We start from the raw sequence: 23,659 nt of genomic DNA on the forward strand, positions 1-23,659 counted from the left end.
TGCGGCGTAAATTTATCATGGCTTTATATAGACCTGCAGTGTAATACTAAAATTAACATTATTACGGTTTTCGGTAGACGGATTCACGGTAATGTTGGTTACTTGTGCAGTACGGCGGTTCTGTTCAAGCTTTTCTAAGAAATTTAACAATCTTTCATAGGGAACACTATTTGCCCCCTGAACGCTGATATTCATATGATATAGGTTTGGGATTCCGTCGACCTTTTCAAGTTGGGTGATACTAACATCATCGGAACTTGAGGTTGGAGCGTCATCGGATCCAAGTTCTGAGGATGGAAAGGATATGCTGGCAATGCCAACATCGGCACTGTCGGCTAAAGCAATTATTTCTCTGACGGTTCTCGCTTGATCCTTCTCTTGCGGAACTACCGTACGAGCTACTGTCTCAAGGTCGCTGTATGTTTGTACGTCTTGTTTGGCTTGTACAAGCGAAACAAGCTGCTCATCAAACATTTCACTTTGAGCTTTTAGTGTATTTAGTTCCTCGGACTGCTCCTTAAGCCAGTCATTACCGTATACAGCCCCACTTACACTGAGAACACCAAGGATAGCCAACAAAACAAGAAGGAGCATATACAAGCGTTTACTCGTCATTCGTTTCTCCCATCCGAGACATTACTAAACAGAAACGGACTATCATCTGAAAACAGAGCGCGGACACTCACTTGGCAAGGGTACTGGCTGTCCTGATTTTCTGAACAACTGACATTATTGATGTCAGCTTGAGAGAATACCTGGTTATTGGGATCTTCTAAGTTAACCTGAACTTGTGTGGCGGTCTGAAAGTCTACTGCAACGACTTGCAGGTCAAGTCCGCCCTCTACGTTACTAATACTTAAGCTTTGTAGAGCTGCTCCGGATGGAATAATCCCGCCAATGGCGCGAAGAAGCTGTGAAAATTGAATCTCACGTGATAACACCTGTAGGGCAAGTTGAATGCTACTGTCAATCTCTTGGACTCGTTCTTGTGTCTCGGTGAGATCTTGACGAGTTAAGTTATCTTTACCTTGTTCCACTTGCGCAGCATACGCATCAGTTTGGACATTCATATAAAAGTAGCCAGCAGATATAACAACCAAGATTCCTACAAACCCGATAAAAGTCGCGATTGACCAACGCAGTAAGAAATAATTCTTACGTGCATAAGCAATACTCTCTCGTAAGTCGGGAGGAAGTAGGTTTATCATGCAAATATCTCCTGCGGTTTAATGAGCGCTAAGCCTGCCGCAGTAATGTACATTGATCGCTCTACTTCATGCGGTGGCTGCAACTTATCGAAGGTAATTTTGTCCCAGGGATCGCACATACGTACCGGTAAGCGCAGTTGGTCGGTCATATAATCAGACAGACCCGGCATGTTAGCTCCGCCGCCCATAGTTACGATTTGGCCAATTTTTTTATCATTCTCCGCGCGCTCTTCATAGTACCGGACGTTGCGTCTAACTTCTTTAATAAGTTGATCAAGAAGTGGCTTGAGGCAGCTAATAATTTCTTTTTGTTTTTTGCTGACACCAAGACCGTATTTAGTCTTTATAACGTGAGCTTCCTGTTTAGTAACACCCAGTTTATCGGCAATCAAGTGAGTAAAACTATCGCCACCGCCAGGTACGGTACCGGTGACTATTAAACTTTTATCGAATATCGTAATATCGGATGATATAGAACCATAATCAAGCAACACCGTCGGAACATCACTTTTTTCCGCCTCCAGAAACAGTCTGCTACCGGATCCAATTGTAGTTTCAATAGCCACAACCTCTAACCCAAGCAATCTCATTAGAAACGTGTAAGAATCAACCACTTTTTTAGGTACCGCCACAACCAGCAGTTCAACACCGTCGCTTCTACGGCGAGTAATCTCATGGTCAATGTATAAATCGTTTATTGGTAGCGGTATATACTGTTCAGCTTCGGAACGTACAGCTTCAGCAAGCTCCTTTGGAGAAAGTTTAGGTAGTTGCATCGTGCGGCTAAAGGCTTTGGTGGCCGGAATTGATACGGTAACGCGATGGCTTGTTATATCTCCAACAATCTTGTTTTTGAACAAATTCAACGTGCTTTTTGCTATGGATTCAGGATCGGTTATAACACCGTCTTTTATTGCGTTTTCGTCAAATTGAGCCACGCCGTAACCGGTAACTGTTCGGTTTTTGCCATGGGTTCTTAGTTGCATGACTTTGACGCTACTAAAACCGATGTCAATGCCAAATATTGGTTTGTCTTTATAAAGTAGAGGTGTATTCATAATTAGTTGTTCAAATATATATCTATAAGCATAAGCGATTATAGTCTAGTATAGCAAAGACTACCGTAAGGCGTGTATGTATTTACAATTAAAACTCCGCCGTTTTCAGGCGGAGTTTTAATGTTGTTTGGTTACATCTGATTAGTCGTTGTTTAGACCAGATTTAATTTCCACATTTGAACCACCATCTCCGGGTGCTTCTATGTAGGTTCCGAGCAAGTAGCCAGTACAATTAGTTACACATGTATCATCCCAAAGTACGAGCTGAAACTCATCATCATTGGTTGGCGCATTAGCACCGGCAATAGCAGTGTTGGCTGCAGCTTCGTCAGCAACATTAGTGACTGTGATTAGATCACCGTCTGCGTCAACAAAAGTTTCTGCATCGATGCCAGGAAAGAGATCACTTGGATCGTTAAGCTCCGTGTTGGTCGGTGCCACGTAGGCTCCTTCCTCATTGTAGTATTGCTCAAGGTGTGTTTGTATGTTGCCAATTTTAGAAACACGCTGCGCATCACGAGCCTTAGCCTGTGCGCCTTGAACGCTGTTAAGAACTATTCCCGCCAAAATGGCGATAATGGCAATCACAATCAATAGTTCGATAATCGTGAAGCCTTTTTGTACTGTTTTGAGTGTTTTGAACATAGGTATGCCCACCCTCCTTAGATTTTTTGACTTAGTAAAGCCTCTTTGGCTTATGCTTATACAGTAGCACAACTTACACTTGGTGCAATAGTTTTTATGGCTACTTTTAGATTTGGCTAGATAGGTCGCTAATTGGGCCGATAACACTAATTGCAATCAATCCGACCATGGTACCTAATATAACAATCATAATTGGTTCCAATATGGAGCTAAGTGCATCAACGGTTGCGTCAACCTCTGCTTCGTAAAAATCAGCAACTTTTACGAGAATCTCATCAGTTTGGCCGGTTTCTTCACCTATGGCAAGCATTTGACTGACAATGGGCGGGAACACAGAGCTTTCGCTAAGACTTGTGGAAAGTTGCTTGCCATTGGCGACTTCTTTGGCAGCATCGGTCAATTCTTCCTCAATAACAGCGTTACCAATGGCCTTGGCAGTGATGTTGATAGATTCAATTACAGTAACTCCGGCACTCATAAGGCTGGCAAATATACGGGCAAAACGAGCAATTGCTACTTTTCGGACAATTGTTTTTAAGATGGGCGTGCGTAGCAAAAATTTATCTTTCTTCATGCGTCCAGCTGGTGTTTTGGTGTATTTGCGCAGTATAAATCCACCACCAAATATGACACCCAGGACTACGTACCATTGATTGACCATAAAATCACTAATACCAAGCATCACCTCGGTTAGTGGCGGAAGTTCGGCGTTTTCGCCACCAAGATCCAGTATAATCTCGCCAATACCGGGCATGACAAAAATCATCAATATCATAAACACCGAAAACGTAATAGTAAGCAAGATAGTTGGATAGGTAAGTGCACTTTTGAACTTGCCGCGTATCTCGGCATCTTTCTCTTGTTGGGTAGCGAGTTTTTTTAGTATCGCATCCAATATACCTCCGGCTTCACCAGCCCTAACCATGTTGATGTATACCGGTGAAAATACGTGCGGATGCTTTTCTAGAGCGTCAGCGAACGTCATACCTCCCTCAACGTCTTTGGTAACATCACTAACTGTGCGTTTGAAGTTGGGGTTTTCTGTTTGAGTTTGTAAAGTCGCCAGAGACCGAACGAGCGGTACACCAGCATTTATCATAGTGGCGAGCTGTCTAGTGAAGATCACCATATCTTTAAGCTTTATTTTTTTGTTGCCTGCTCCTATACCAAGCTTAGCCAGTATGTCAGGACTTGTTTTTGAAGCAGCTACTTTAACGGGGCGCAGCCCACGCTGTTGTAATTGTAGTGTAGCTTGCTCATTATCTTGAGCTTCAATAATACCGGCAGCGCGTTTGCCGGTTTTGTCGATTGCAACGTATTCAAAAGATGCCATCAAACTACTCTCTTGTCACTCGTAATATTTCTTCAATCGTAGTCATACCCAACATGGCCTTTATTAACCCATCCAATTGCATAGTGATCATGCCTTCCTTAATGGCTTGTTCTTGAATCTGCTCGCTGGTGGCGTTGGCAACGAGCATCTTTTGGATTTCTGGTGATACATCCAGCACCTCGTAGATACCCATCCGACCCCGATAACCGCTGTGTCCCTCGGCAAGGTCTTTCTTTGGACGCCACAATGTTAGTTTGTTGGTTTTTGGTTTATCAAACACCTCTCGTGCTTGATCGGCAAGAGTCATGACTCGTTTCCATCCGTCATTACCCTCAATACCAAAGGCTCTTTCTAATTCTTTACGCTCCTTTTCGTCAGGCGTGTATTCTTCGCACTCTTCTTGGACTAAACGTCGAACCAGGCGCTGACCCACCACTGCTCGTACCACACTGGCAATCAAAAACGGCTCTATATTCATATCAAGTAAACGAGGCAAGCAGGTAGCTGCGTTATTGGTGTGAAGGGTGCTAAAGACCAAGTGTCCGGTCAAGGCTGCCTGTACGCCGAGACCGGCGGTATCGCTATCGCGTATCTCGCCAACCATAATAATATTAGGATCCTGACGGAGAAGAGCGCGTAAGCCGTTGACAAATGTCATGCCGGCAATCGGGTTAACCTGTGTCTGATTCACGCCCTCTAGGCGGTATTCAACCGGGTCTTCAACAGTCGAGATGTTGACATCGGGTTTATTGAGAATATTCAAAACGCTGTGCAGCGTGGTCGATTTACCAGATCCGGTCGGGCCAGTAACCAGTAACATACCGTGCGGTTGAGTTATGGCGTTATTAATGTTGTCTAGAGCCAGACCCCAGAATCCAAGCTGCTTGAGTGATAGTGGTTCGCTTGATTCATCAAGTACTCGCATAACTACCTTCTCACCCTCGGTTAAAGGTAACGTAGAAACGCGGAAAGCAAATATACGGCCGTTCATGTTAATTTTAAAACGTCCGTCTTGCGGGGCTCGACGTTCATCAATCTTAAGGTTGGACAAGATTTTAATCCGTGATACTAGCGCAGCCAAAGTGCGCTTTGGTAACTTGTTGGCTTCACGTAGTACACCGTCGATTCGGTAGCGGATTTGAACGTATTTATCGCGCGGTTCGATATGAATGTCACTTGCCCCAGATTTTACCGCGTATTCAATGATTAGGTTGACGGTTTGTGCAATTGGCGAGTCTTCGGTCAAGTCCTCTTCACTAATTTCTTCTTCGAGTTCACCACCTTCTCCGCCCTCAGAGACTACTTTACTGATCTCGTTGCTGATATTTCCGCGGTATTGATCAAGTGCGGCGAGTATGTTGGTCTTGGTAGCCACAAAAATCTTAAGATCTGGTCCAAGCTGTTTTTGAAGAAAGTTAATAGCTTGGACATCATCTGGATCAGACAGTGCTAAGTGTTTGATACCGTCCTTGTCAATTTCAAACACAACGGCGTTATACTGCCGGGCAATTCGTTCAGGTATCAGGTATAGAACCTCTTTCTTAAGCGTTTTTGGGTCAATTTCAACAAACGGTACGTCGATATCCTCGGCATAAGCTTTAGTTAGGTCGCTTTCCGATATAAGGTTTGAAGCGATCGCTAAGTCCTGCATTGGTTTTTTCTCGTTTTTTTCACGCTCCCGTAAATCAGACAACTGGCTGTCTGTTGCCCGACTAGTGTCTCGTAATAGTTGTTCAACGAAAGCGTCTGATACTCGCATAATCTGAGTCTTGATTATAACGGTATAAAAGCATAAAGACTATAGCCAACCTTCGATTGTCATATTGAGGCATAGTTGTCTATACTGGTAGATACTAATTGTTGGAGGGTACATATATATGTCTGCGAAGCATACCGCAAAAACTACTGCACAAGATAAAGCGCAAGAAGGTAAGAGTAAAGCACTTGGGCTGGCTCTAGAGACAATAGAGAAACAGTACGGCAAGGGTTCTATTATGAAGCTCGGCGAAGCACACAAGGCCGAGGTTGACTGTATCCCGACCGGATCAATCAGCCTGGATATAGCACTGGGCGGTGGTATCCCCAAAGGCCGTATTATTGAGGTCTACGGACCGGAAAGCTCCGGCAAAACAACACTTACGCTACATGCTATCGCAGAGATTCAAAAACAAGGTGGTACGGCGGCATTCATTGATGCAGAGCATGCTTTAGATCCGGCTTATGCGCGTCGAATCGGTGTTGACACTGAAAACTTGCTTTTATCGCAACCTGATAACGGCGAACAGGCATTGGAGATTACCGAGACGCTGGTACGTTCCAATGCAGTTGATCTGATTGTGGTCGATTCAGTCGCGGCTTTAGTGCCACGAGCAGAAATAGAAGGCGATATGGGTGACAGCCATATGGGCTTACAAGCTCGGCTTATGAGCCAGGCGTTACGTAAGCTGACAGGTGTCATTAGTCGTTCGCACACCACTGTGATATTCATTAACCAGATACGTATGAAGATTGGCGTAATGTTTGGAAATCCTGAAACTACAACCGGTGGTAATGCGTTGAAGTTCTACTCCAGTGTGCGTATGGACATCCGACGAACCAGCCAAATTAAGCAGGGTGAAGAAATAATCGGCAACCGAACCCGTGTCAAAGTAGTCAAAAACAAGGTCGCACCCCCGTTTAGGCAGGCAGAGTTCGATATCATGTATAACAAAGGCATCAGTGCCAGCGGTGATATTTTAGATCTTGCTACAAACAAAGGTATCGTGGAAAAATCCGGCGCCTGGTTTAGCTACAACGGTGAAAAGATTAGCCAGGGCCGTGAAGCCGCCAAGACCTACCTTGAGGAAAATCCTAAAGTCCTAAAAGAGATTGCCGATAAAGTCATCAAGGAATCCGAAAAGGAGGAGTAATTATGAATGAAGAGAAAAAAATTACACAAGGGTCTGGGGAAGAATTTGAAACACCGCAGTCTAAAGAGGTTGACGCTCCAGATCCAGACAGCTCTCCCCAAGACAAAATATGGGACAGCGAAGATAACATCATCCTTGGGGAAAACTAAGGCAAGGATTTTGTAGAGGGTATATTGTATGCCGCAGCCACCTGTACAGATTGTTGATGAGCAGGATAAAATCCTCGGAGCAGTCCCGATTGATGAGGTGTACGAACAGGGGTTGATTCACCAGATTGTCAGGGTTATGGTGCTCAGCTCTGATGGCGATATACTACTCCAGAAACGCGCAGCGGATAGCCGAGTGTATCCAGGCGCATGGGATAATTCCGCCGCCGGGCACGTTGATGAAGGCGAGGATTACTTGACGGCTGCCAAAAGAGAAATGAGTGAAGAAATAGGTCTTAAGGATGTAGAACTCAAAGAACTGGGAAAATATTACACTGAAGGCAAGCAAGATGGCTCGATAATCGTGAAACGATTCAATATGGTCTATGAAGCTACAGCATCGAAAGACACTAAATTTACTATTAACCAAGCAGAAGTGTCAGAAGTTCGCTGGTTTACGCTCAACAAAATCAAACAACTTATTAATAAAAACCCAAACTCAGTCACCGACGGATTGTCTGACGTAATACAACGGTATTACTCAAAATGAAAATTACCGATATAAAACAACAGGTTAAAAGAAATGACAGGTACTCAGTCTATGTAGACGAGAAGTATGCTTGCTCGTTTTCTGATAGCGAGCTGTTAAATTTGGGTTTGCGCGTTGGGCAAGAAGTTACCGAATCAGAAGTTCAGGATTTAAAACGCAGCTCCCAGCAGGATAAAGCCTATATGCGTACTCTAGATTTATTGTCACGCCGCCCGCGTAGCGAGTGGGAGCTTAGGGATTACCTAAAGCGCAAAGATAACGATCAAGAAACGATAGACATAATACTTAACAAGTTAAGTAATTTAGGTTATGTAGACGATATGGACTTTGCCCGACGTTGGATAGAGAGTCGCCGTTTGCTTAAAAGCACCAGCAAACGTAAACTGCGCCAAGAATTACAACAAAAACGTATTAACAGCAGCATCATCGACGAAGTATTATCAGAAGACGAAACCGACGAACGCGAGGTCTTGCGGCAAATTGTAGACAAAAAACGAGATCGCTACCCCGACAAACTAAAACTCATGCAATACCTCGCCCGCCAAGGCTTCAACTACGACGACATCAAAACTGTCCTTGAGGAAATGAGTTAGGGGAGAGCAGCCCGAGACGCGGATTCATTCCGCGCTCGGCGCGATGAGAGGGGAATATCCCCTCTCATAAGGCGCAGCCGCATGCAATACCTCGCCCGCCAAGGCTTCAACTACGACGACATCAAAACTGTCCTTGACGAAAATGGATAGAGGAGAACCAAGTCAATTTAAGAAGTTGCCGGCGTTGTGGCAGGTGCTCGCGAGCCAGACTTAATCGGCTCCAGAGGGTCTTTTATAATAATTTTACGTCCGGTTATCTCTACAATCCGGTTGCGATCAACGCTCAGCTGTCCATTATTAAGTGACTTTAGAATCGATTGCGAAACATAGAGTTTTTGAATAAACATAGTCTCTACCTCAACAGCATAATCATTTACTTTACCGATCCGTTTTTTATGAACTGTTGCGACAGGCTTGCCAAGCAGTTTAAAGTCAATCTCCATTGTTTCTTTAAGGCGAATGAGTTCAACTGGCTCCGATAAAACTTCGTGGTCGTTTACGGCAAACCCCTGAGGTAGTACGTCACGTATATCTTGGCTGAGCAGCACTAGCTTATTTTTGCTGAAGTTGTCTTGGCAATAAAAGCCCTCAATCTTTAGATTATTGGGATTAATGATTGGCTCGATTGCGGTCGCCACTTGACCTCCGGTACGCAAGCTCATGACGGGTTTATTGAGTAGTGTATTGCTAAGACGTAGCATAAATCTAGTATAACTTCTCGTTCACGTAATAAAAACGCGGTATCATAACAATATGCAAAAACGGGTTAAAAGCCACAAGGCTCAAGATACCGAGCAGCTTGCCGAGAAAATAGGCAAACAATTGCGTGGCGGTGAAATCATTGAACTAAGCAGCGACTTAGGTGGCGGTAAAACCACATTTGTGCGCGGCTTGGCTCGTGGAGCCGGCAGCTCAGACATGGTTGCCAGCCCAACGTTTACGATAAGCAAACAGTACGATACGCCATCAGTTTGCATTTACCACTATGACTTGTACAGATTGGACGAGGCTGGTCTTATCGCGCACGAGTTAGATGATTCGTTAGAGGATGAAAGCGGTGTGGTTGTGGTCGAGTGGAGCGAAGTGGTCGCCCACGTTCTGCCAGAAAAACGCCTTAAAATTACTCTGGATAATTCTGGTGATAACTCTAGGGTAATAACTCTGGAGTATCCCAAACAACTCGCGTACCTGATGGAGGAGCTATGATTATTTTGACCATGCGCACCGATAAACCAGAAGCCGAAATTGGCTTGTACGAGGATGAGAAAGAACTAGGCTATCAGTTATGGCAGGCACATCGTCAGTTAGCCGAAACGTTGCACAGCAAAATTGCAAATCTTTTGCAAAAGCATAGTAAAGATTGGTCGGATATTCAAGCGATTGTGGTGTTTGAAGGCCCAGGCAGTTTCACGGGTTTACGCATCGGTTTTAGCGTAGCCAATGCACTTGCCTACAGTTTGCAGGTTCCGGTTGTTGGCGCGTCAGGCGATAATTGGCGAACAACTGGCTTTAATATCCTAGCTTCAACTAGAACCAGCTCGTATGCCAAACCACAGTACGGTCAACCAGCTCGCACTACTACACCAAAAAAATAACTCGTTGACCGAGCGTGAAAAACCGGCGTATAATTAGATACAGGATTTGCTAGCGTGTCATTTTTTGGGAGCAGCATCCGATCAATTTATATTAATTTTTGATTTCCTAGAGCCGTTGTTTAGCTAATGAAGTGATAGTGATTGCTAGAAAAGGCTTTAGACCGATAGAAAGGTAAAAACTATGGATCCAATCACCTTGGGGCTTTTGGCTGCAGGTACTGTTGTTGGTTTTGGTGCAAGTAATATTGTTACAAAACGTCGCTTAGGCTCGGCCGAAGCAGCTGCCGATAAAGAATTAAAAAAAGCTAAGAAAGAAGCCGAAAAGGCAGTCAACGAAGCTCGCGAAGAAGCGGCACAGCTCTCTGAAGCCGCGCGTAAAGAAGAAACTTCGCGACGTAAAGAAATTAAAGAGGTTGAGCAAAGATTGCTTGGGCGTGAAGAAGCCCTTGATAAGAAGCTAGACGATATTGACAAGCGTGCCGAGGCTCTACGCAAAGGCGAGTCGGAAGTTGAGGAGCTCAAGAACGAGATTCGTGATATACGCACTCGTCAGCAAGAAAAACTGGAGAAGATTGCCAAGTTGAGTAAAGCCGATGCGTCGGAAAAACTCATGAAGATGACCGAACGAGATATTCGTGACGATCTGACCGGATTAGTTTCCAAGATTCAAAATGATACCAAGGATCTGGCGGAAGAAAAGGCCGGTGCAATTTTAGTTGGTGCTATGGAACGAATGGCCAGTGAAGTAACGGCCGAACGCACCGTGTCCGCCATTAAGCTAGAAGACGAAGAAATGAAGGGTCGGATTATCGGTAAAGAAGGCCGAAACATCCAGGCGCTGCAGCGAGCTACTGGCGTTGATATCATGGTTGACGATACACCAGGCATGATTATCTTAAGCAGCTTTGATCCGATTCGCCGTGAGGTGGCTCGTATGACTCTAGAAAAACTCATGAAGGACGGCCGTATTCACCCTGGACGCATTGAAGAAGTTCTAGAAAAGGCTCAAAAAGAAGTCCAAAAGGATGTCATGAGAGCCGGTGAAGATGCCGCCCGCGAGGTTGGTATTATCGGTATTCCTAAAGAAATATTACAGCTGCTTGGCGAGCTGAAATACCGTACTAGTTATGGTCAGAACGTGCTTAAACACTCTACCGAGATGGCGCATATTGCCGGAATCATTGCCGAAGAAGTCGGGGCTGATGTAAAGACGTCTAAATACGCGGCACTGGTACACGATATCGGCAAAGCCTTAACCCACAAAATGGAAGGCAAGCACCACCATATATCTGGTGAGATGCTGCGCAAATACGGAGCTCCAGAAGAAATTGCCCACGCCGCAGAAGCTCATCATGACGACATGGAGGCAACCACAACCGAAGCGCTAATCGTGCGAGTTGTTGACGCTATAAGTGCTGCGCGCCCTGGTGCCCGCAACATTAGCGCCGAGAATTTTGCGGAGCGCATGAAAGAGCTGGAAAACGTGGCCAATAGTTTTGACGGTATCGAAAAGTCGTACGCGATTAGTGCCGGACGCGAAGTTCGCGTATTTGTGAGACCTAAAGACATCGACGATCTTTCGGCGATTAAGCTGGCTCGTGATATTGCTACCAAGATTGAGTCGAGCATGCAATACCCAGGTACTATCAAGGTCAACGTCATTCGTGAAACCCGCGCTATCGAGTTCGCTAAGTAATAAGCCTATGAGTGCATCTTCATTAACCGATTTACAGCAAAAAATTGATGACATTCTGCAGGATTACGAAAAACCGTATTGGGAGCCTTTGTCTAACATTGCTCGGTTGGTCGAAGAAGTCGGCGAGGTAGCTCGTATCGTCAACCATCGTTATGGTGACAAGCCGAAGAAAACTACCGAAGAGGCTGATGACTTAGAGGATGAACTAGCTGATGTGTTATGGACGGTAATTTGCCTTGCAAACAGTGAAGGCATTGATCTAGATAAAGGCATGCAGCGGGCAATTGATAAGTTGCTAGTGCGGGATAAAGATCGGTTCAAGAAAAAATGAACATACTCTACGTTGGCGACATTATGGGCGAGACTGGCATAAATACCGTTGAAAAGTTGTTGCCGGATCTTAAAAAACAGCACCAGGTTGATGTGGTGGTTGCGCAGGCGGAGAACGTAACTGACGGCAAAGGTTTATCCAAAACCGACTTTCAGCGGTTGCAGCGAATTGGTGTAGATTTTTGCACTGGTGGTAACTGGACGCTTCAACTGGACGAGCTTAAGGACTATCTAAACGACCCGCAGCAACCGGTGGTACGCCCGGCTAACTATCCAGCTGGTACGCCAGGTCGGGGTTGGAAGTATCTGGAAGGCAAGCACGGCAAAATCTTAGTCATTAGTTTGCTCGGCAAAATTGTCGGGCGCGATGCAGACAAACCAGTCGACAACCCGCTGATTGTAGTTGATGAAATTTTACAAGAAAACAAAGACGTGGAGCGGGCAGCAACTATAGTTAATTTTCATGGTGATTACAGCAGCGAAAAGCGCATTATCGGCTATTACTTAGACGGACGAGTCACGGCGGTTATAGGCGATCACTGGCACGTGCCTACGGCTGATGCGATGGTGCTACCTAAAGGCACGGCGCACATGACTGACGTTGGTATGTGTGGCAGCTTGCATTCTAGTTTAGGTGTGTCGCTCGACTCAGTTATACCGCGCTGGAAGGACGGCACTATCACCAAAAATCAGCTGGCAACCGAAAAACCACATCAATTTAATGCTACAATCATCGAAGCGGATAAAAACGGCTTCGCTATTAGCGTTGAACACATCCAACGCATCATTACCTAGGCACATTTTGTTTTTAGAAAAAGCAGAAGAGCTTTGACCTCAAACTGTTTAACAGATATAATTACACCAATGAAGTGGTTGTGGCTACGGAGGGTAGCAGGTCAGGTCGGGGTGGTGGCGCTATTGCTCGGAATAGCGTTTTTTGCGGCCACACAATCAGCAGCTGACGGCGCCTGGATGGACGACGACTGGCAACACAGAAAGCTCATCACGATCGATGAGACAATGGTCTCTGGTGGGAGTGATTTAGCGAACTTTCCTATTTTGGTATCAGTTACCGACACGGACCTACGGAGTACCGATTTTGGCGGCGGGGTGGCAAATGTAGATGCCAACGACATTGTATTTACGCTCGATGACGGCACAACACTGCTTGCGTATGAACTAGAGAGTTATAACGACCAAACTGGGGATTTGAATGCGTGGGTACGACTGCCATCCCTGTCTGCGACCATCGAGACAGAATTGTACATCTACTACGGTAATGAGCTGGCAACGAACCAACAAGATCCGGACAATGTCTGGCCAGCCGATTATGTTATGGTGCAGCACCTTCAAGAGCAATCAGGATCTGGGAATTTTTTGGCAGATTCAACCAGCGTCGGGAACGACGGTATCCCTTTGGGTACGACACCAGCATTTAACTCCAGTTCCAGGATTAACGGAGGCTGGGGGTATGGTGGCAATAACCAGCAACGCATCGAAATAGCTGATAATACCAGTTTGCAGTTAGCGGATTCATTTACAGCAGAAGCATGGGCGCGGTTTACAAGTTGGACGACGCCAGACCATAACCCTGTTCTATGGAAAGGGTCGCAAATCGGGTGGGGAAATAATTATAACTTTAGAATCGCAGTTAGTAACGGAGCCCCTACTTGGGGGGTGACATGTAGTGCTGAGGGTTGGTTTGCTGGGGGTACGGTATCCTTGAATACCTGGAACCACTACGTTTTGACGTTTGACGGTACAACCGTCCGAGGTTTCTTAAATGGCACAGAAGTTGGTTCGACAACCGACTGTAGCGGACAATCGCTTAATACTATGGCGGGGAACCCGGTGCGTAGTGGTTTTGGGTACCGTAACAGTCCAACCCAGGAAACGCACATGGCGGGTGATGTTGATGAGCTACGGATAGCCAACCAAGCCCAGAGCTCAGCATGGATTCAGACTGGGTATAACAACATGAATGCCCCGGAGACGTACATTGGTTTTGGCCCCGAAGAAGACCGGGCGCCCGCCGTCCCCCAAACCCCCACTCTCCACGACTCAGGTGGCTCCACCCAACTGGCCTTTAACAACAGCCGTATAGATACTCAAACGCCTACCTTCCGTGTCTCAACTCCTGCAGATGACAACTACAACCAAATCCAGTTAGAACTCAACACCGAATCTGACTTCTCTGGCACCAGCTACACCCAAACAACCACCGGTGCCTACATCACCAACGACCAATACAATATCCCTGCCAATAGTCTTTCTCCAAGTCTCCCCACTACCGATAATGCAACCTACTACGTCCGTGTCCGAGCCTCCGCCGACGGAGGCACGACCTGGGGCAACTGGTCTACAGACAACGCCTGCTGTGACCCATGGAGCTTTACCTACAGCAGTACAGAGGATGAGATGAGTTGGTTCCAGCAAACAGACGTCCAGTTTGACACAAGCACGCTAGATGCTGCAGTTACGAATGATGGCGTGCTATTAGCGGCAAGCTCGTTTTCGGCAACTGGCGGGACCATTACTACCATTGGAGATAGCCGGTATCACGTTTTTACAAGCGATGGCAATTTGACGGTGACTGGGGATTCGTCAACAGGTGAGGTGCTAGTAGTCGGTGGTGGCGGTGGTGGCGCTGGCTCAGCAGGAAACGCTGGTCGTGGCGGTGGTGGCGCTGGTGGACTAGTCCATGATGAAAACTTTTCACTCAATAGCGGGAGTTATTCAGTTACCGTAGGCACCGGTGGAGCTGGCGGTGCAGCTTCTGGAGCAGACGGCAGCCAAGGGAGTAACTCATCATTTGATAGTCTTGTCGGAATAGGCGGCGGTGGCGGTGCTGGTTTGAATACCAACGGGGGAGCTGGTGGGTCTGGTGGTGGTGCCGGAGTGAACAATCTTACTCTGTCAGGTGGCGCTGCGCAGCAGCCAGGTTCAAGCTCCGGTGGATTTGGTAGTCAGGGCGGCACAGCGGATATATATGCGGTGGGTGCTGGTGGCGGCGGTGGCGGTGGTGCCGGTGCAGCAGGCGGTGCGGGCACGGCAAGTGCTGGCGGTTCGGGCGGTGCAGGCTTAGAGTTTTCTCAATTTTCTGCGGTTGGTGGATCACCTGCTGGATGGTTTGCTGGTGGTGGCGGCGCATCAGCTGGTACAACCGGGGGGCCGGGCGGTACTGGCGGTGGTGGTACAGGGTCAACTGATACCTCTTCAGCACAGAGTGGCGTAACAAGTACAGGTGGAGGTGGTGGCGGTTCGCAGGGTACCGGTGGCGGTGGCGGTGATGGTGGCTCTGGCGTCGTCATTGTTCGTTATGATGTATCGTTTGCTCCGACTGGCAGTGTTACTTCAGAACCAATCAATTATTCAAGCGTTCCAAGTGCTCTCACGTGGGACGAAATGGTCTGGGAGTCTGATGAGTCTAATGGGTCAATAGAAATGCGGTTGCTGTACTCAGATTCCGGTACATGTGATGCACTGGTTTCCGACACAGATCTAAGCGGAAACAGCACTGGTTTCACGACTTCGCCAGTCGACATAACGGGGCTTGATAGCAGTACGTATCAACAGCTTTGCCTCGAGGCTACGCTCACAGAAGACGGTGGATCGCCCGTGCTGCAAAGCTGGGGCATACGCTGGGAGAGGTTCTTGCCCGCCGTCCCCCAAACCCCCACTCTCCACGACTCAGGTGGCTCCACCCAACTGGCCTTTAACAACAGCCGTATAGATACTCAAACGCCTACCTTCCGTGTCTCAACTCCTGCAGATGACAACTACAACCAAATCCAGTTAGAACTCAACACCGAATCTGACTTCTCTGGCACCAGCTACACCCAAACAACCACCGGTGCCTACATCACCAACGACCAATACAATATCCCTGCCAATAGTCTTTCTCCAAGTCTCCCCACTACCGATAATGCAACCTACTACGTCCGTGTCCGAGCCTCCGCCGACGGAGGCACGACCTGGGGCAACTGGTCTACAGACAACGCCTGCTGTGACCCATGGAGCTTTACCTACAGCAGTACAGAGGATGAGATGAGTTGGTATCAAGCAGATGGAGCGCAATTTGCCACAAATGAGCTCACTGATACGGTTGTTGACGGTGATGATGTGGTGTTGGGCGCGGTCGGATCAGGGATTACTAACCCGACACAATTGACGACATATACGTCGACAACCAATCAGGCATCTGCAACAACCGCGAGTGTCTCGCCGGCCGGCAACGCCTTGATAGTTGTGCTGGTGGGCACCGGCAGTACTACAACACACACGCATAATGCCGTGACGAGCACCTTTGGCACAGTGGGCGGGTTTACGCAGCGCACCACACAACTCGGTACGAGCAATACCTTTTACAGGTATTCAATTTATACTGCTGTGACAACGGCAAGTCCAGGCTCTGGTACCATTACCGTTAATTACAGCGCTAATACCCCAAACCAAGTGCATTATGTATTGCAAGTGGCGGATGGTTTTGACACATCCGACCCGGTAATTCAGACGATTACAGCGACAACCGCAGCAACCACGCTGTCGATGGGCTTTCCTGCTACTCCGCAAACAAGCTCGCTCGTAATTGGCGGTATTGCCACGAGGCGAGGGACAGATATTGCAGGCACAAGTGGCTATACAACGTTTGCAAATATTGATACCGGTGGGGGCACAAATGCCCGCGCGCAATCCCAATATCGTGTCGGTGACGCCGGAATAGGACTAAACTGGACAGGAGACGGGACCCTAGAAAATATGGTTGCTGGAGCGGTAGAGATACGTGCTGAAACAGCAGATGATGCAACGATTATGTCATCAGAAATCTTTTATGACTACGCACGGAGCCCGCAGACTTGGGGTGAGGCGTCGTTTACGTCAAATGAAACAAATGGTGATATCAAATTACGCCTGTATCATAGTTTATCCACAGCCTGCGATACACAGATTCCGAATGGAGATCTAGCAGGAAACACCGTTGGCTTTGACGCAACAGATGGATCAATTGACTTATCAGGGCTTAACACGACAACATATGACCAAATTTGTATACAGGCTACATTGTCAGATGTCGCAGGTACGCCATATTTACAGAGCTGGTCAGTTTCGTGGGAGACAGAACCCAACTTTGCGCCGAATGAACCGTGGGCTTTGGCTCAAACCAAGACCGATACCTCGCCTTTAGCGGTTGGTGATTGGACGAATGAAAGCTCAGTACGCTTTACAGCCAGTGCGACTGATTTTGATGCAACAGGTGACTTAGAGCTCTGTGTTGAAGCTCGCCCAATCGGTATCAGCTTCTTGGATGTGCAGAATGACTGTGGTGAACCCGTGGAGTACCAAGCTCCGATTTACGAGTGTGACCCAACCGGGAATGCGCTATTTGAAAAGTATGATGGAGTAGCCGGCACAGACATTGCATCACTCTATGCAGCTCCGGCTTTCCCGAATAGTCCTAGTTCAAATCAAACGATAAGTGGCGGTTCGCTGGAGGGTCCAGTAAATATTGATGATACGTATGGTGGTCGTCTGTCGGCCTTGATTTGCCCACCACAAGATGGTGATTACACATTTTGGTTGTCGGCCGACGATAATGCTGAGCTGCGCATAAGTACAGATGTGAACCCGGCAAATGTCACAACTATAGCTTCCGTACCTGGCTGGTCTGGCGTAGATGAGTGGATAATGTACCCTGAGCAGCAATCTGCACTCGTCACGCTTGAAGCAGACCAGTATTACTACATTGAAGCCAATTACAATGAAGGAGCTGGTGGTGACCATGTTCAGATTGGGTGGACATTGCCCGACACGACAGTTGACCGACCGATTTCCGGTACGTACTATTCATTGCCTTCCGAAGAAGAAGAGCGAACGCTCATTTCTGGCGAGATTCCAACATTAACCGCAGCGCTTAACCTGGCGGATGCGGATAGCTATCATTGGCAAGCTCGGGTGCGTGACCAAGGCGGCCTCTACTCGAGCTGGGTAAACTTTGGTAGTAACCCAGAAGAGGAGCGTGACTTTGGGATAGACACAACTGCACCAACTAGTGGGAGTGTATACGATGGCGATGACCTTGGAGAGGACATGATGTTTAATGATGGGTCACTAGATACACTGTCGGCGAACTGGGAAGGCTTTGACTTTGATGTATCAGGAACGGTTGGCTATGAATATTCAATCGGTACAACGCCGGGTGGTACAGACACAGTTGATTGGACGGATGTCGGTACGGATACCTCGTTTACTATCAGCAGTCTAGAGCTCCAGACAAACCACGTTTACTACACGAACATTCGGGCTACAGATGTTGCTGGCAATACAGCGGTAGTGAGTTCCGATGGTCAATATGTTTTACCGACGCTGAGTTTTAGTGTATCGACTTCAAACATTACATTTGAGAATCTTGGTGCCAGTAATGACCGCACAGATTCTGAGGATGTCACGCTTACGACCTCCACGAATGCCTACGCTGGCTATACGGTTCGGGCTCGAGCAACAGGGCAACTCAACGCAAATGGGTCGCATGATCTTCCATGGTTTAGCGCAGGGTCGTATGCTTCTCCGGTTGCCTGGGAGGATAGCAGTACCTGGGGGTACGGCTACACCTCAAGCGATACCAATGTGCAAGGTTCCAATAAGTTTGGCGATGGAACATTGTTTGCTCCATTTACCACGCTTGCGCCTGGCGATATTGTGGCTGATAACACCGACAACACAACTGGTGTATCTATACAGGACGAGGAGTTTACAATCACGCACCGGGTGGTTGCCCCAGAAGACCAGCCAGCTGGTTTCTACTCCACGACAATTTATTACACAGTGACAGCCGATTACTAACCGAGGCGTATGATTGTTGTTATGAACTTTTTCTCGCATCAACCCCGTGTACTTTTTAGGATTGCGTTGTTTTGTGTGGTTATGTTGAGCGCTGTTATGTATGTATGCAGTCAGCCAAGATTAATATTTGCACAAGTAGGCGATAACATGGAAGTTTCAGGATCGGGGCTTTCTGTTAGCCCAGCATTGATTGAGTTAACGCTTGATCCGGGCGAGTCACGAGATAAAGAGTTCTATGTTAATAATATTACTAAAACCCCTGTGCCACTGAACATCGGCACCCAGCCGTTGTATCCCAACGAACAAATTATTGACGACACCAAGACCGATAGTTTTGATGCCGCTCAGTGGGTCAGCGTTGATGAGCCCGACAATATTTTAAATGCAGGTGAGCAGCGTCAACTGACTGCAAAGATTTCTGTACCTGAGTCTGCAGAACCAGGCGGACATTATGCGACGATTGTGCTTGAGCCGCTCGTGCCAGCAACCGAAATGTCTAGTGGGGCAAGTATCGCTTCTCGGGTAGGGATACTGGTGTTTATTACCGTTTCTGGTGATGCCATATATGATGTCGAACTGCAAGAGCCTAGTGTAGGTAGATTGCAGTGGTCACGTCATGTGCCGATCACGGCGGAGTTTCTAAACCAAGGTACGATTCACATTTCTCCTACAACACGGGTGACAGTGAAAAATATTTTTGGTGACACGCTTGGGGAAGTACCCGTGCAGCCTCGTGTGGTGTTGCCAAATACACAAAAAATATTGCGTGCTCAGTGGAGAAGTCCATCGCTGATAGGTATATACTCTGCACAAATCGAAGCCAGTTACGGGGAGGATGGAACGGTACTAGAAAGTGGGCAACGGTATTTTTTGGTAGTGCAATGGTTGCCAGTTTTAGGGATCGTCATTTTAGCGAGTATTCTTGGCTGGCTTATAAAAGTACGCCAACGATTACCAGCCGCTTGTAAGGCTTTTAGAGGGTGAGCGCAGTAAATTTTACAGTGCCAAAAAAGGTTGCGCTTATGAAGGAGACATCTTATGCTAGTAGGGACTGCGCATTGCGCGATGAGATTGGCCATAGAAAATAAGAACCGTGGGGGTTTTACAATGCAGGGGATACAGAAATTTAATAGAGTTGTTGCGTTTGGGCTAACAACAGTAATGGTACTCGGAACAGTAAGTTTTGTGCAGGCAATACCCACAGAATCGTCACTGTTGCTGGATGATTCACGCCCAAGCCAAACAACAGATTATACGTTTAACACGAGCACACTTGCAGGGACATCTCTGCAGTGTATTGAACTTGACCTCGGTGCGAACTCCGATGGTACAGGTGCGATTACTGGTCTAGATACATCAGGTTCATCACTCAGTTCTAGTACACTTATCGACACAGGCAATTGGGCAGTAGATAACACTGCCAGCGCCGGACACACCTTACGTGCTACGTACGCAACTGGTGAAACCCCGAGTGCAAGTGGGAACATTGTTTGGGGTGGTGTAGATAACGGCACTGTCGAAGACACTGGGTATTTCGGAGTCTTTAGTACGTACTCCGATGCCGCATGTTCAACTCTGGTGGAGTCAACAACCGTACAATTTATCTACACAGATGGCCAGCAAGTCAGTTTGACTGTTGACCCAAGCTTTACTTTTACGGTAGCAGGTGTGGCTGATTCGCAGTCTGTGAATGGTGCAACTACGACAGTTACGACAACTGCAACGACCGTTCCATTTGGCCAGGTCACGATCGGTAGCAATGGCATAGCTGCTCAAGATCTAGAAATCGGCACTAACGCCCAGAACGGCTACAACATCTATGCTCGCTACACCGATCCGCTAACTAACGCATCAAGTGACGAAATAACAAATCATACTGGTACAAACGGCACACCGACATCCTTCTCAGCAGCAGGAACAGAAGCGTTTGGTTACACCACAGATGATTTATTTGGCACAAACCTCTGGGCAGGTTTTACAACGACTAATGCTCCAGTTGCCACAAGTGCAACATCAATCACTGGCACAGAAACAACACGAGTTGGATTCCAGGCTGGCGTTGATACTGATACACCAGCTGGTACATATACCACCACTGTTATTTACACAGCTGTTCCGGCTTACTAAATCAATTGCAACTTAAAATTCGTAGCCGAAACTTGCTCGGCTACGTTTTCTTATTTACAATAACCTCATTAGGAACTATATGGGACGGAAACATACAGTATTTATCGGTGCGTTAGTCATTTTGCTGGGCATTTTTTCCTATGCAGTCGTACAAGCTCAAAATGACAGACTAACACTTAGCATCTCACCTCCGTTATTTGAGCTGTCCGCTAACCCGGGCGACACAGTCACTAATACCATAAAAGTCTCTAACTTAAGCGATGAACCGCAAACAGTTCTGGTTGATAGACGTAATTTTACGGCGCTTGGTGAAGAGGGAGGTGTTGATTTAACCGAAGACGATACTTCTTATTCGCTGGCTTCCTGGGTAGAGGTTGACGCTGGACAAACGACAATCCCGGCGCGTGGTTCACAGGAATTTGATTTTACGGTTTCAGTTCCTGCAAACGCCGAACCAGGTGGACATTTTGGTTCACTGGTGTTCAAGACTGACCCAACTCCTCTTGAAGAGGGACAAGCTGGAGCATCTGTCGGACAAGAAATAGGATCGTTATTACTGGTGCGTGTAGCTGGTGACATCCGTGAGCAGCTTGATGTTGCGAGCTTCGAGAGCGAGTTTGGCTTTTATGATAACGGTCCGGTCACACTTGAAACACGTATAGAAAACAGCGGTAATGTGCACGTAAAACCACGGGGTACTATTACGATTAACGATATGCTTGGTAATGAGGTTGCCAGTGTCGCGCTCGATGAGCGCAATGTTCTACCGGATTCAATCCGAAAGATTGATACAGCGTGGGAAGATTCGGGGTTGCGCTTCGGCCGCTATACAGCTAACTTGAGCTTGGTATACGGGGGTGATAACGCAATAGTGATAAGCAGCACTAATTTTGTTATGTTCCCTATTAGGCAGGCTTTGGTTGGTGTGGCTATTATTGGAGTCTTAGTTTATGTTGGCTATCGCTACCGTGATCGTTTCCGCGAAGCTTTCAGAGTATTAGCGGGCAAAAACTAAGACCTTTTAAGCAACATGAGCCGCCTATTATACGCACTACACCTAAAACAGGTTTGCTCTATACTGCTTATGATAATGTTGGTGCTCTCGCCTGTAGCTCAACCAGCATTTGCAAGCACGTTTGCGCCGGAGCTACACGTTGATGTTAATTTGAATGTTGGTGACACAATACTTACAGTTGAAGGCAAGACAGCACCCAACGCATTTGTTACGATTTTAAGAGGCTCAACCACCATCGGTACAACCAGCGCCAATAGCTCTGGGTTGTTTTCTAGATCGTTCCCCGCTCAGTCCAGCGGTACGCAAACAATAAGAGTTTTTGCAAAGACTAGTGACGGTAAGCTAACCGATACGGTGTCAAAAAACATTAACCTTGCCAGCCAAACAGAGACAACCGTGACATTTTTCTTGCCAACCACTATCGAACTAGCATCTCAAACCGTACAGGTAGGCGATGACATTACGTTTAGTGGCCGTACTGTTCCTGGAGCCACAATTACACTATCTATAGATAACATGACAAACCGTACCGTGGCTACTAATAGTGCGGGTGTTTGGTCGCACAGCATGTCAACAACAGGCTTCTATATTGGTATGCACAATGTGTTTGCAATAGTTAATACCCAGCTTGGGGAATATAGTCAGCCTACTAGTCAGCGTATGTTTCAAGTGATTGCGGCCGAACAATCAAATGCTATGCCGCCTGAGGAGCAGACGCCACCGGTGTCGGTTACGGTGCCTGGGATTACCGAGCCAACCGATAGGCAACAAGTAACTAAAGATACCGTCATTATAAGAGGCTTATCTGAGTCGAATGTCCAGATTGAGCTTTGGGATGGTGACACGATTATTGGCTCAGTTTTTGCTAATCATCTTGGTGAATGGCAGCTGGAATTCCAGCCAAGTAATTCGCAGCACTTGCTACGAGTTCGGGCATGTATTCAAGATGTTTGCAGTGGTTTATCGTCTGGTGTCACAGTGTTTTTTGATAGCGGTCAAGCGGAGCAGAGCTTAATACTACTCCTGGATAGATACAGGCATAATGTCCAGGTTGGCAGCGGAGCGTCAATCGGAATGTCTATACAAAACGGACAGAAACCGTACGAGCTTATCATTGATTGGGGCGACACCACGACAGAATCAATTGGCTTAGAACGCAGCGGCTATATAAGTCCGAAACATACGTACCAAGATATTGGTCACTATACCGGCACGGTGTCGGTGCGCGATAGCGACGGTTTGGTGCAAACCAAACACTTTTCAGTCTTAGTAAGTGTACGCACGGATAGTAGCTTAACACTGGGAAGCATTGGGTTTAGTATGTCGGTGGCAGTTCTCGTACCAACTCTACTCGTTGTCAGTAGAGGTTGGTGGTGGGGACTACTTATTAATCGCTGGAAACAGTTTAAATAAGTGCTACCAAGTAGCTCTATACTAAACGCGCCAGTCGAGTGGCGCGTTTAGCAAGAGTGCCGTTAACTGGCCATAAAACAGTGGTAAATCATTGAAAATATGCTATCATTGGATATCGTACAATCAAGCACCATCGGGGTGTGGCCCCGCCTGTCTGGCCGAGCCCCCTGTCTTTCTGGCAAGAAGGCCAGGCAGGACGGA

21 protein-coding genes are annotated in these 23,659 nt (G+C 47.1%); 14 read left to right on the plus strand and 7 right to left on the minus strand.

Annotated elements, in window-relative coordinates; all coding sequences use genetic code 11:
- Positions 1-15: 15 nt before the first annotated feature.
- From U5K77_02630 to U5K77_02655, 6 genes are all read right to left on the minus strand, one after another.
- Positions 16-615 carry a hypothetical protein gene (locus U5K77_02630; GenBank protein MDZ7744634.1) on the minus strand — a complete coding sequence of 200 codons (600 nt, stop codon included), beginning with the start codon at positions 613-615 and terminating at the stop codon, positions 16-18.
- The gene (locus U5K77_02635) at positions 612-1,208 is read right to left on the minus strand and encodes a hypothetical protein (GenBank protein ID MDZ7744635.1); all 597 of its coding nucleotides are present in this window, start codon (positions 1,206-1,208) and stop codon (positions 612-614) included. Before U5K77_02635 ends, U5K77_02630 begins: the two co-directional genes overlap by 4 nt.
- Positions 1,205-2,266 (minus strand): type IV pilus assembly protein PilM, encoded by a 1,062-nt coding sequence (gene pilM / locus U5K77_02640; GenBank protein MDZ7744636.1) that lies wholly within the window; start codon positions 2,264-2,266, stop codon positions 1,205-1,207. Before pilM ends, U5K77_02635 begins: the two co-directional genes overlap by 4 nt.
- Before the next feature lie 141 nt (positions 2,267-2,407).
- Positions 2,408-2,911 (minus strand): prepilin-type N-terminal cleavage/methylation domain-containing protein, encoded by a 504-nt coding sequence (locus U5K77_02645; GenBank protein ID MDZ7744637.1) that lies wholly within the window; start codon positions 2,909-2,911, stop codon positions 2,408-2,410.
- A gap of 106 nt (positions 2,912-3,017) precedes the next feature.
- Positions 3,018-4,244, minus strand: coding sequence for a type II secretion system F family protein (locus U5K77_02650; protein MDZ7744638.1), 1,227 nt, complete (start codon positions 4,242-4,244; stop codon positions 3,018-3,020).
- A 4-nt stretch (positions 4,245-4,248) separates the two neighbouring features.
- Complete coding sequence (locus tag U5K77_02655; GenBank protein MDZ7744639.1) at positions 4,249-6,003, minus strand: GspE/PulE family protein; 1,755 nt, start codon at positions 6,001-6,003, stop codon at positions 4,249-4,251.
- Positions 6,004-6,121: 118 nt separating this feature from the next.
- Between U5K77_02655 and recA the strand changes: the two genes are divergently transcribed.
- The 4 genes from recA to U5K77_02675 are packed head-to-tail and all read left to right on the plus strand — an operon-like array spanning position 6,122 to position 8,442.
- Entirely contained in the window at positions 6,122-7,153 is a 1,032-nt protein-coding gene (gene recA, locus U5K77_02660) for a recombinase RecA (protein ID MDZ7744640.1), read from the plus strand.
- Positions 7,154-7,155: 2 nt separating this feature from the next.
- Positions 7,156-7,302 carry a hypothetical protein gene (locus tag U5K77_02665; GenBank protein ID MDZ7744641.1) on the plus strand — a complete coding sequence of 49 codons (147 nt, stop codon included), beginning with the start codon at positions 7,156-7,158 and terminating at the stop codon, positions 7,300-7,302.
- Between the two features lie 28 nt (positions 7,303-7,330).
- Positions 7,331-7,849 carry an NUDIX domain-containing protein gene (locus U5K77_02670; protein MDZ7744642.1) on the plus strand — a complete coding sequence of 173 codons (519 nt, stop codon included), beginning with the start codon at positions 7,331-7,333 and terminating at the stop codon, positions 7,847-7,849.
- Positions 7,846-8,442 (plus strand): RecX family transcriptional regulator, encoded by a 597-nt coding sequence (locus tag U5K77_02675; protein ID MDZ7744643.1) that lies wholly within the window; start codon positions 7,846-7,848, stop codon positions 8,440-8,442. The genes U5K77_02670 and U5K77_02675 overlap by 4 nt, the downstream gene beginning before the upstream one ends.
- Before the next feature lie 167 nt (positions 8,443-8,609).
- Here U5K77_02675 and U5K77_02680 read toward each other — a convergent pair whose 3' ends face one another.
- Positions 8,610-9,143, minus strand: coding sequence for a hypothetical protein (locus tag U5K77_02680; GenBank protein ID MDZ7744644.1), 534 nt, complete (start codon positions 9,141-9,143; stop codon positions 8,610-8,612).
- 52 nt (positions 9,144-9,195) lie between these two features.
- On the opposite strand from U5K77_02680, the gene tsaE reads away from it, so the two are divergent.
- From tsaE to U5K77_02730, 10 genes are all read left to right on the plus strand, one after another.
- Positions 9,196-9,648, plus strand: coding sequence for a tRNA (adenosine(37)-N6)-threonylcarbamoyltransferase complex ATPase subunit type 1 TsaE (gene tsaE, locus U5K77_02685; GenBank protein MDZ7744645.1), 453 nt, complete (start codon positions 9,196-9,198; stop codon positions 9,646-9,648).
- Complete coding sequence (gene tsaB, locus U5K77_02690; GenBank protein MDZ7744646.1) at positions 9,645-10,037, plus strand: tRNA (adenosine(37)-N6)-threonylcarbamoyltransferase complex dimerization subunit type 1 TsaB; 393 nt, start codon at positions 9,645-9,647, stop codon at positions 10,035-10,037. The genes tsaE and tsaB overlap by 4 nt, the downstream gene beginning before the upstream one ends.
- A gap of 181 nt (positions 10,038-10,218) precedes the next feature.
- Positions 10,219-11,733, plus strand: a complete 1,515-nt coding sequence (rny, locus tag U5K77_02695; GenBank protein ID MDZ7744647.1) for a ribonuclease Y — start codon at positions 10,219-10,221, stop codon at positions 11,731-11,733.
- Between the two features lie 7 nt (positions 11,734-11,740).
- Positions 11,741-12,064: a nucleotide pyrophosphohydrolase gene (locus tag U5K77_02700; GenBank protein MDZ7744648.1), complete on the plus strand. Its 324-nt coding sequence runs from the start codon at positions 11,741-11,743 to the stop codon at positions 12,062-12,064.
- Entirely contained in the window at positions 12,061-12,858 is a 798-nt protein-coding gene (locus U5K77_02705) for a TIGR00282 family metallophosphoesterase (GenBank protein MDZ7744649.1), read from the plus strand. The genes U5K77_02700 and U5K77_02705 overlap by 4 nt, the downstream gene beginning before the upstream one ends.
- 69 nt (positions 12,859-12,927) lie before the next feature.
- Positions 12,928-18,903, plus strand: coding sequence for a DUF2341 domain-containing protein (locus U5K77_02710; protein ID MDZ7744650.1), 5,976 nt, complete (start codon positions 12,928-12,930; stop codon positions 18,901-18,903).
- Positions 18,904-18,912: 9 nt separating this feature from the next.
- Positions 18,913-19,887 carry a hypothetical protein gene (locus U5K77_02715; protein ID MDZ7744651.1) on the plus strand — a complete coding sequence of 325 codons (975 nt, stop codon included), beginning with the start codon at positions 18,913-18,915 and terminating at the stop codon, positions 19,885-19,887.
- A 54-nt stretch (positions 19,888-19,941) separates the two neighbouring features.
- On the plus strand, positions 19,942-21,030 hold the full coding sequence (locus tag U5K77_02720; protein MDZ7744652.1) for a hypothetical protein: 1,089 nt from the start codon (positions 19,942-19,944) through the stop codon (positions 21,028-21,030).
- 79 nt (positions 21,031-21,109) lie between these two features.
- Positions 21,110-22,045 (plus strand): DUF916 domain-containing protein, encoded by a 936-nt coding sequence (locus U5K77_02725; GenBank protein ID MDZ7744653.1) that lies wholly within the window; start codon positions 21,110-21,112, stop codon positions 22,043-22,045.
- A gap of 15 nt (positions 22,046-22,060) precedes the next feature.
- The gene (locus U5K77_02730; GenBank protein MDZ7744654.1) at positions 22,061-23,458 is read left to right on the plus strand and encodes a hypothetical protein; all 1,398 of its coding nucleotides are present in this window, start codon (positions 22,061-22,063) and stop codon (positions 23,456-23,458) included.
- Positions 23,459-23,659: the final 201 nt, after the last annotated feature.

The organism is Candidatus Saccharibacteria bacterium (assembly GCA_034521515.1).
Lineage (GTDB): Bacteria > Patescibacteriota > Saccharimonadia > Saccharimonadales > JAXHMH01 > JAXHMH01.

Bases quoted from the DNA above. Each gene is read 5' to 3' on its own strand.
- U5K77_02630 (MDZ7744634.1), bottom strand. From the start codon at position 615: ATGACGAGTAAACGCTTGTATATGCTCCTTCTTGTTTTGTTGGCTATC.
- U5K77_02635 (MDZ7744635.1), bottom strand. From the start codon at position 1,208: ATGATAAACCTACTTCCTCCCGACTTACGAGAGAGTATTGCTTATGCA.
- pilM (MDZ7744636.1), bottom strand. From the start codon at position 2,266: ATGAATACACCTCTACTTTATAAAGACAAACCAATATTTGGCATTGAC.
- U5K77_02645 (MDZ7744637.1), bottom strand. From the start codon at position 2,911: ATGTTCAAAACACTCAAAACAGTACAAAAAGGCTTCACGATTATCGAA.
- U5K77_02650 (MDZ7744638.1), bottom strand. From the start codon at position 4,244: ATGGCATCTTTTGAATACGTTGCAATCGACAAAACCGGCAAACGCGCT.
- U5K77_02655 (MDZ7744639.1), bottom strand. From the start codon at position 6,003: ATGCGAGTATCAGACGCTTTCGTTGAACAACTATTACGAGACACTAGT.
- recA (MDZ7744640.1), top strand. From the start codon at position 6,122: ATGTCTGCGAAGCATACCGCAAAAACTACTGCACAAGATAAAGCGCAA.
- U5K77_02665 (MDZ7744641.1), top strand. From the start codon at position 7,156: ATGAATGAAGAGAAAAAAATTACACAAGGGTCTGGGGAAGAATTTGAA.
- U5K77_02670 (MDZ7744642.1), top strand. From the start codon at position 7,331: ATGCCGCAGCCACCTGTACAGATTGTTGATGAGCAGGATAAAATCCTC.
- U5K77_02675 (MDZ7744643.1), top strand. From the start codon at position 7,846: ATGAAAATTACCGATATAAAACAACAGGTTAAAAGAAATGACAGGTAC.
- U5K77_02680 (MDZ7744644.1), bottom strand. From the start codon at position 9,143: ATGCTACGTCTTAGCAATACACTACTCAATAAACCCGTCATGAGCTTG.
- tsaE (MDZ7744645.1), top strand. From the start codon at position 9,196: ATGCAAAAACGGGTTAAAAGCCACAAGGCTCAAGATACCGAGCAGCTT.
- tsaB (MDZ7744646.1), top strand. From the start codon at position 9,645: ATGATTATTTTGACCATGCGCACCGATAAACCAGAAGCCGAAATTGGC.
- rny (MDZ7744647.1), top strand. From the start codon at position 10,219: ATGGATCCAATCACCTTGGGGCTTTTGGCTGCAGGTACTGTTGTTGGT.
- U5K77_02700 (MDZ7744648.1), top strand. From the start codon at position 11,741: ATGAGTGCATCTTCATTAACCGATTTACAGCAAAAAATTGATGACATT.
- U5K77_02705 (MDZ7744649.1), top strand. From the start codon at position 12,061: ATGAACATACTCTACGTTGGCGACATTATGGGCGAGACTGGCATAAAT.
- U5K77_02710 (MDZ7744650.1), top strand. From the start codon at position 12,928: ATGAAGTGGTTGTGGCTACGGAGGGTAGCAGGTCAGGTCGGGGTGGTG.
- U5K77_02715 (MDZ7744651.1), top strand. From the start codon at position 18,913: ATGATTGTTGTTATGAACTTTTTCTCGCATCAACCCCGTGTACTTTTT.
- U5K77_02720 (MDZ7744652.1), top strand. From the start codon at position 19,942: ATGCTAGTAGGGACTGCGCATTGCGCGATGAGATTGGCCATAGAAAAT.
- U5K77_02725 (MDZ7744653.1), top strand. From the start codon at position 21,110: ATGGGACGGAAACATACAGTATTTATCGGTGCGTTAGTCATTTTGCTG.
- U5K77_02730 (MDZ7744654.1), top strand. From the start codon at position 22,061: ATGAGCCGCCTATTATACGCACTACACCTAAAACAGGTTTGCTCTATA.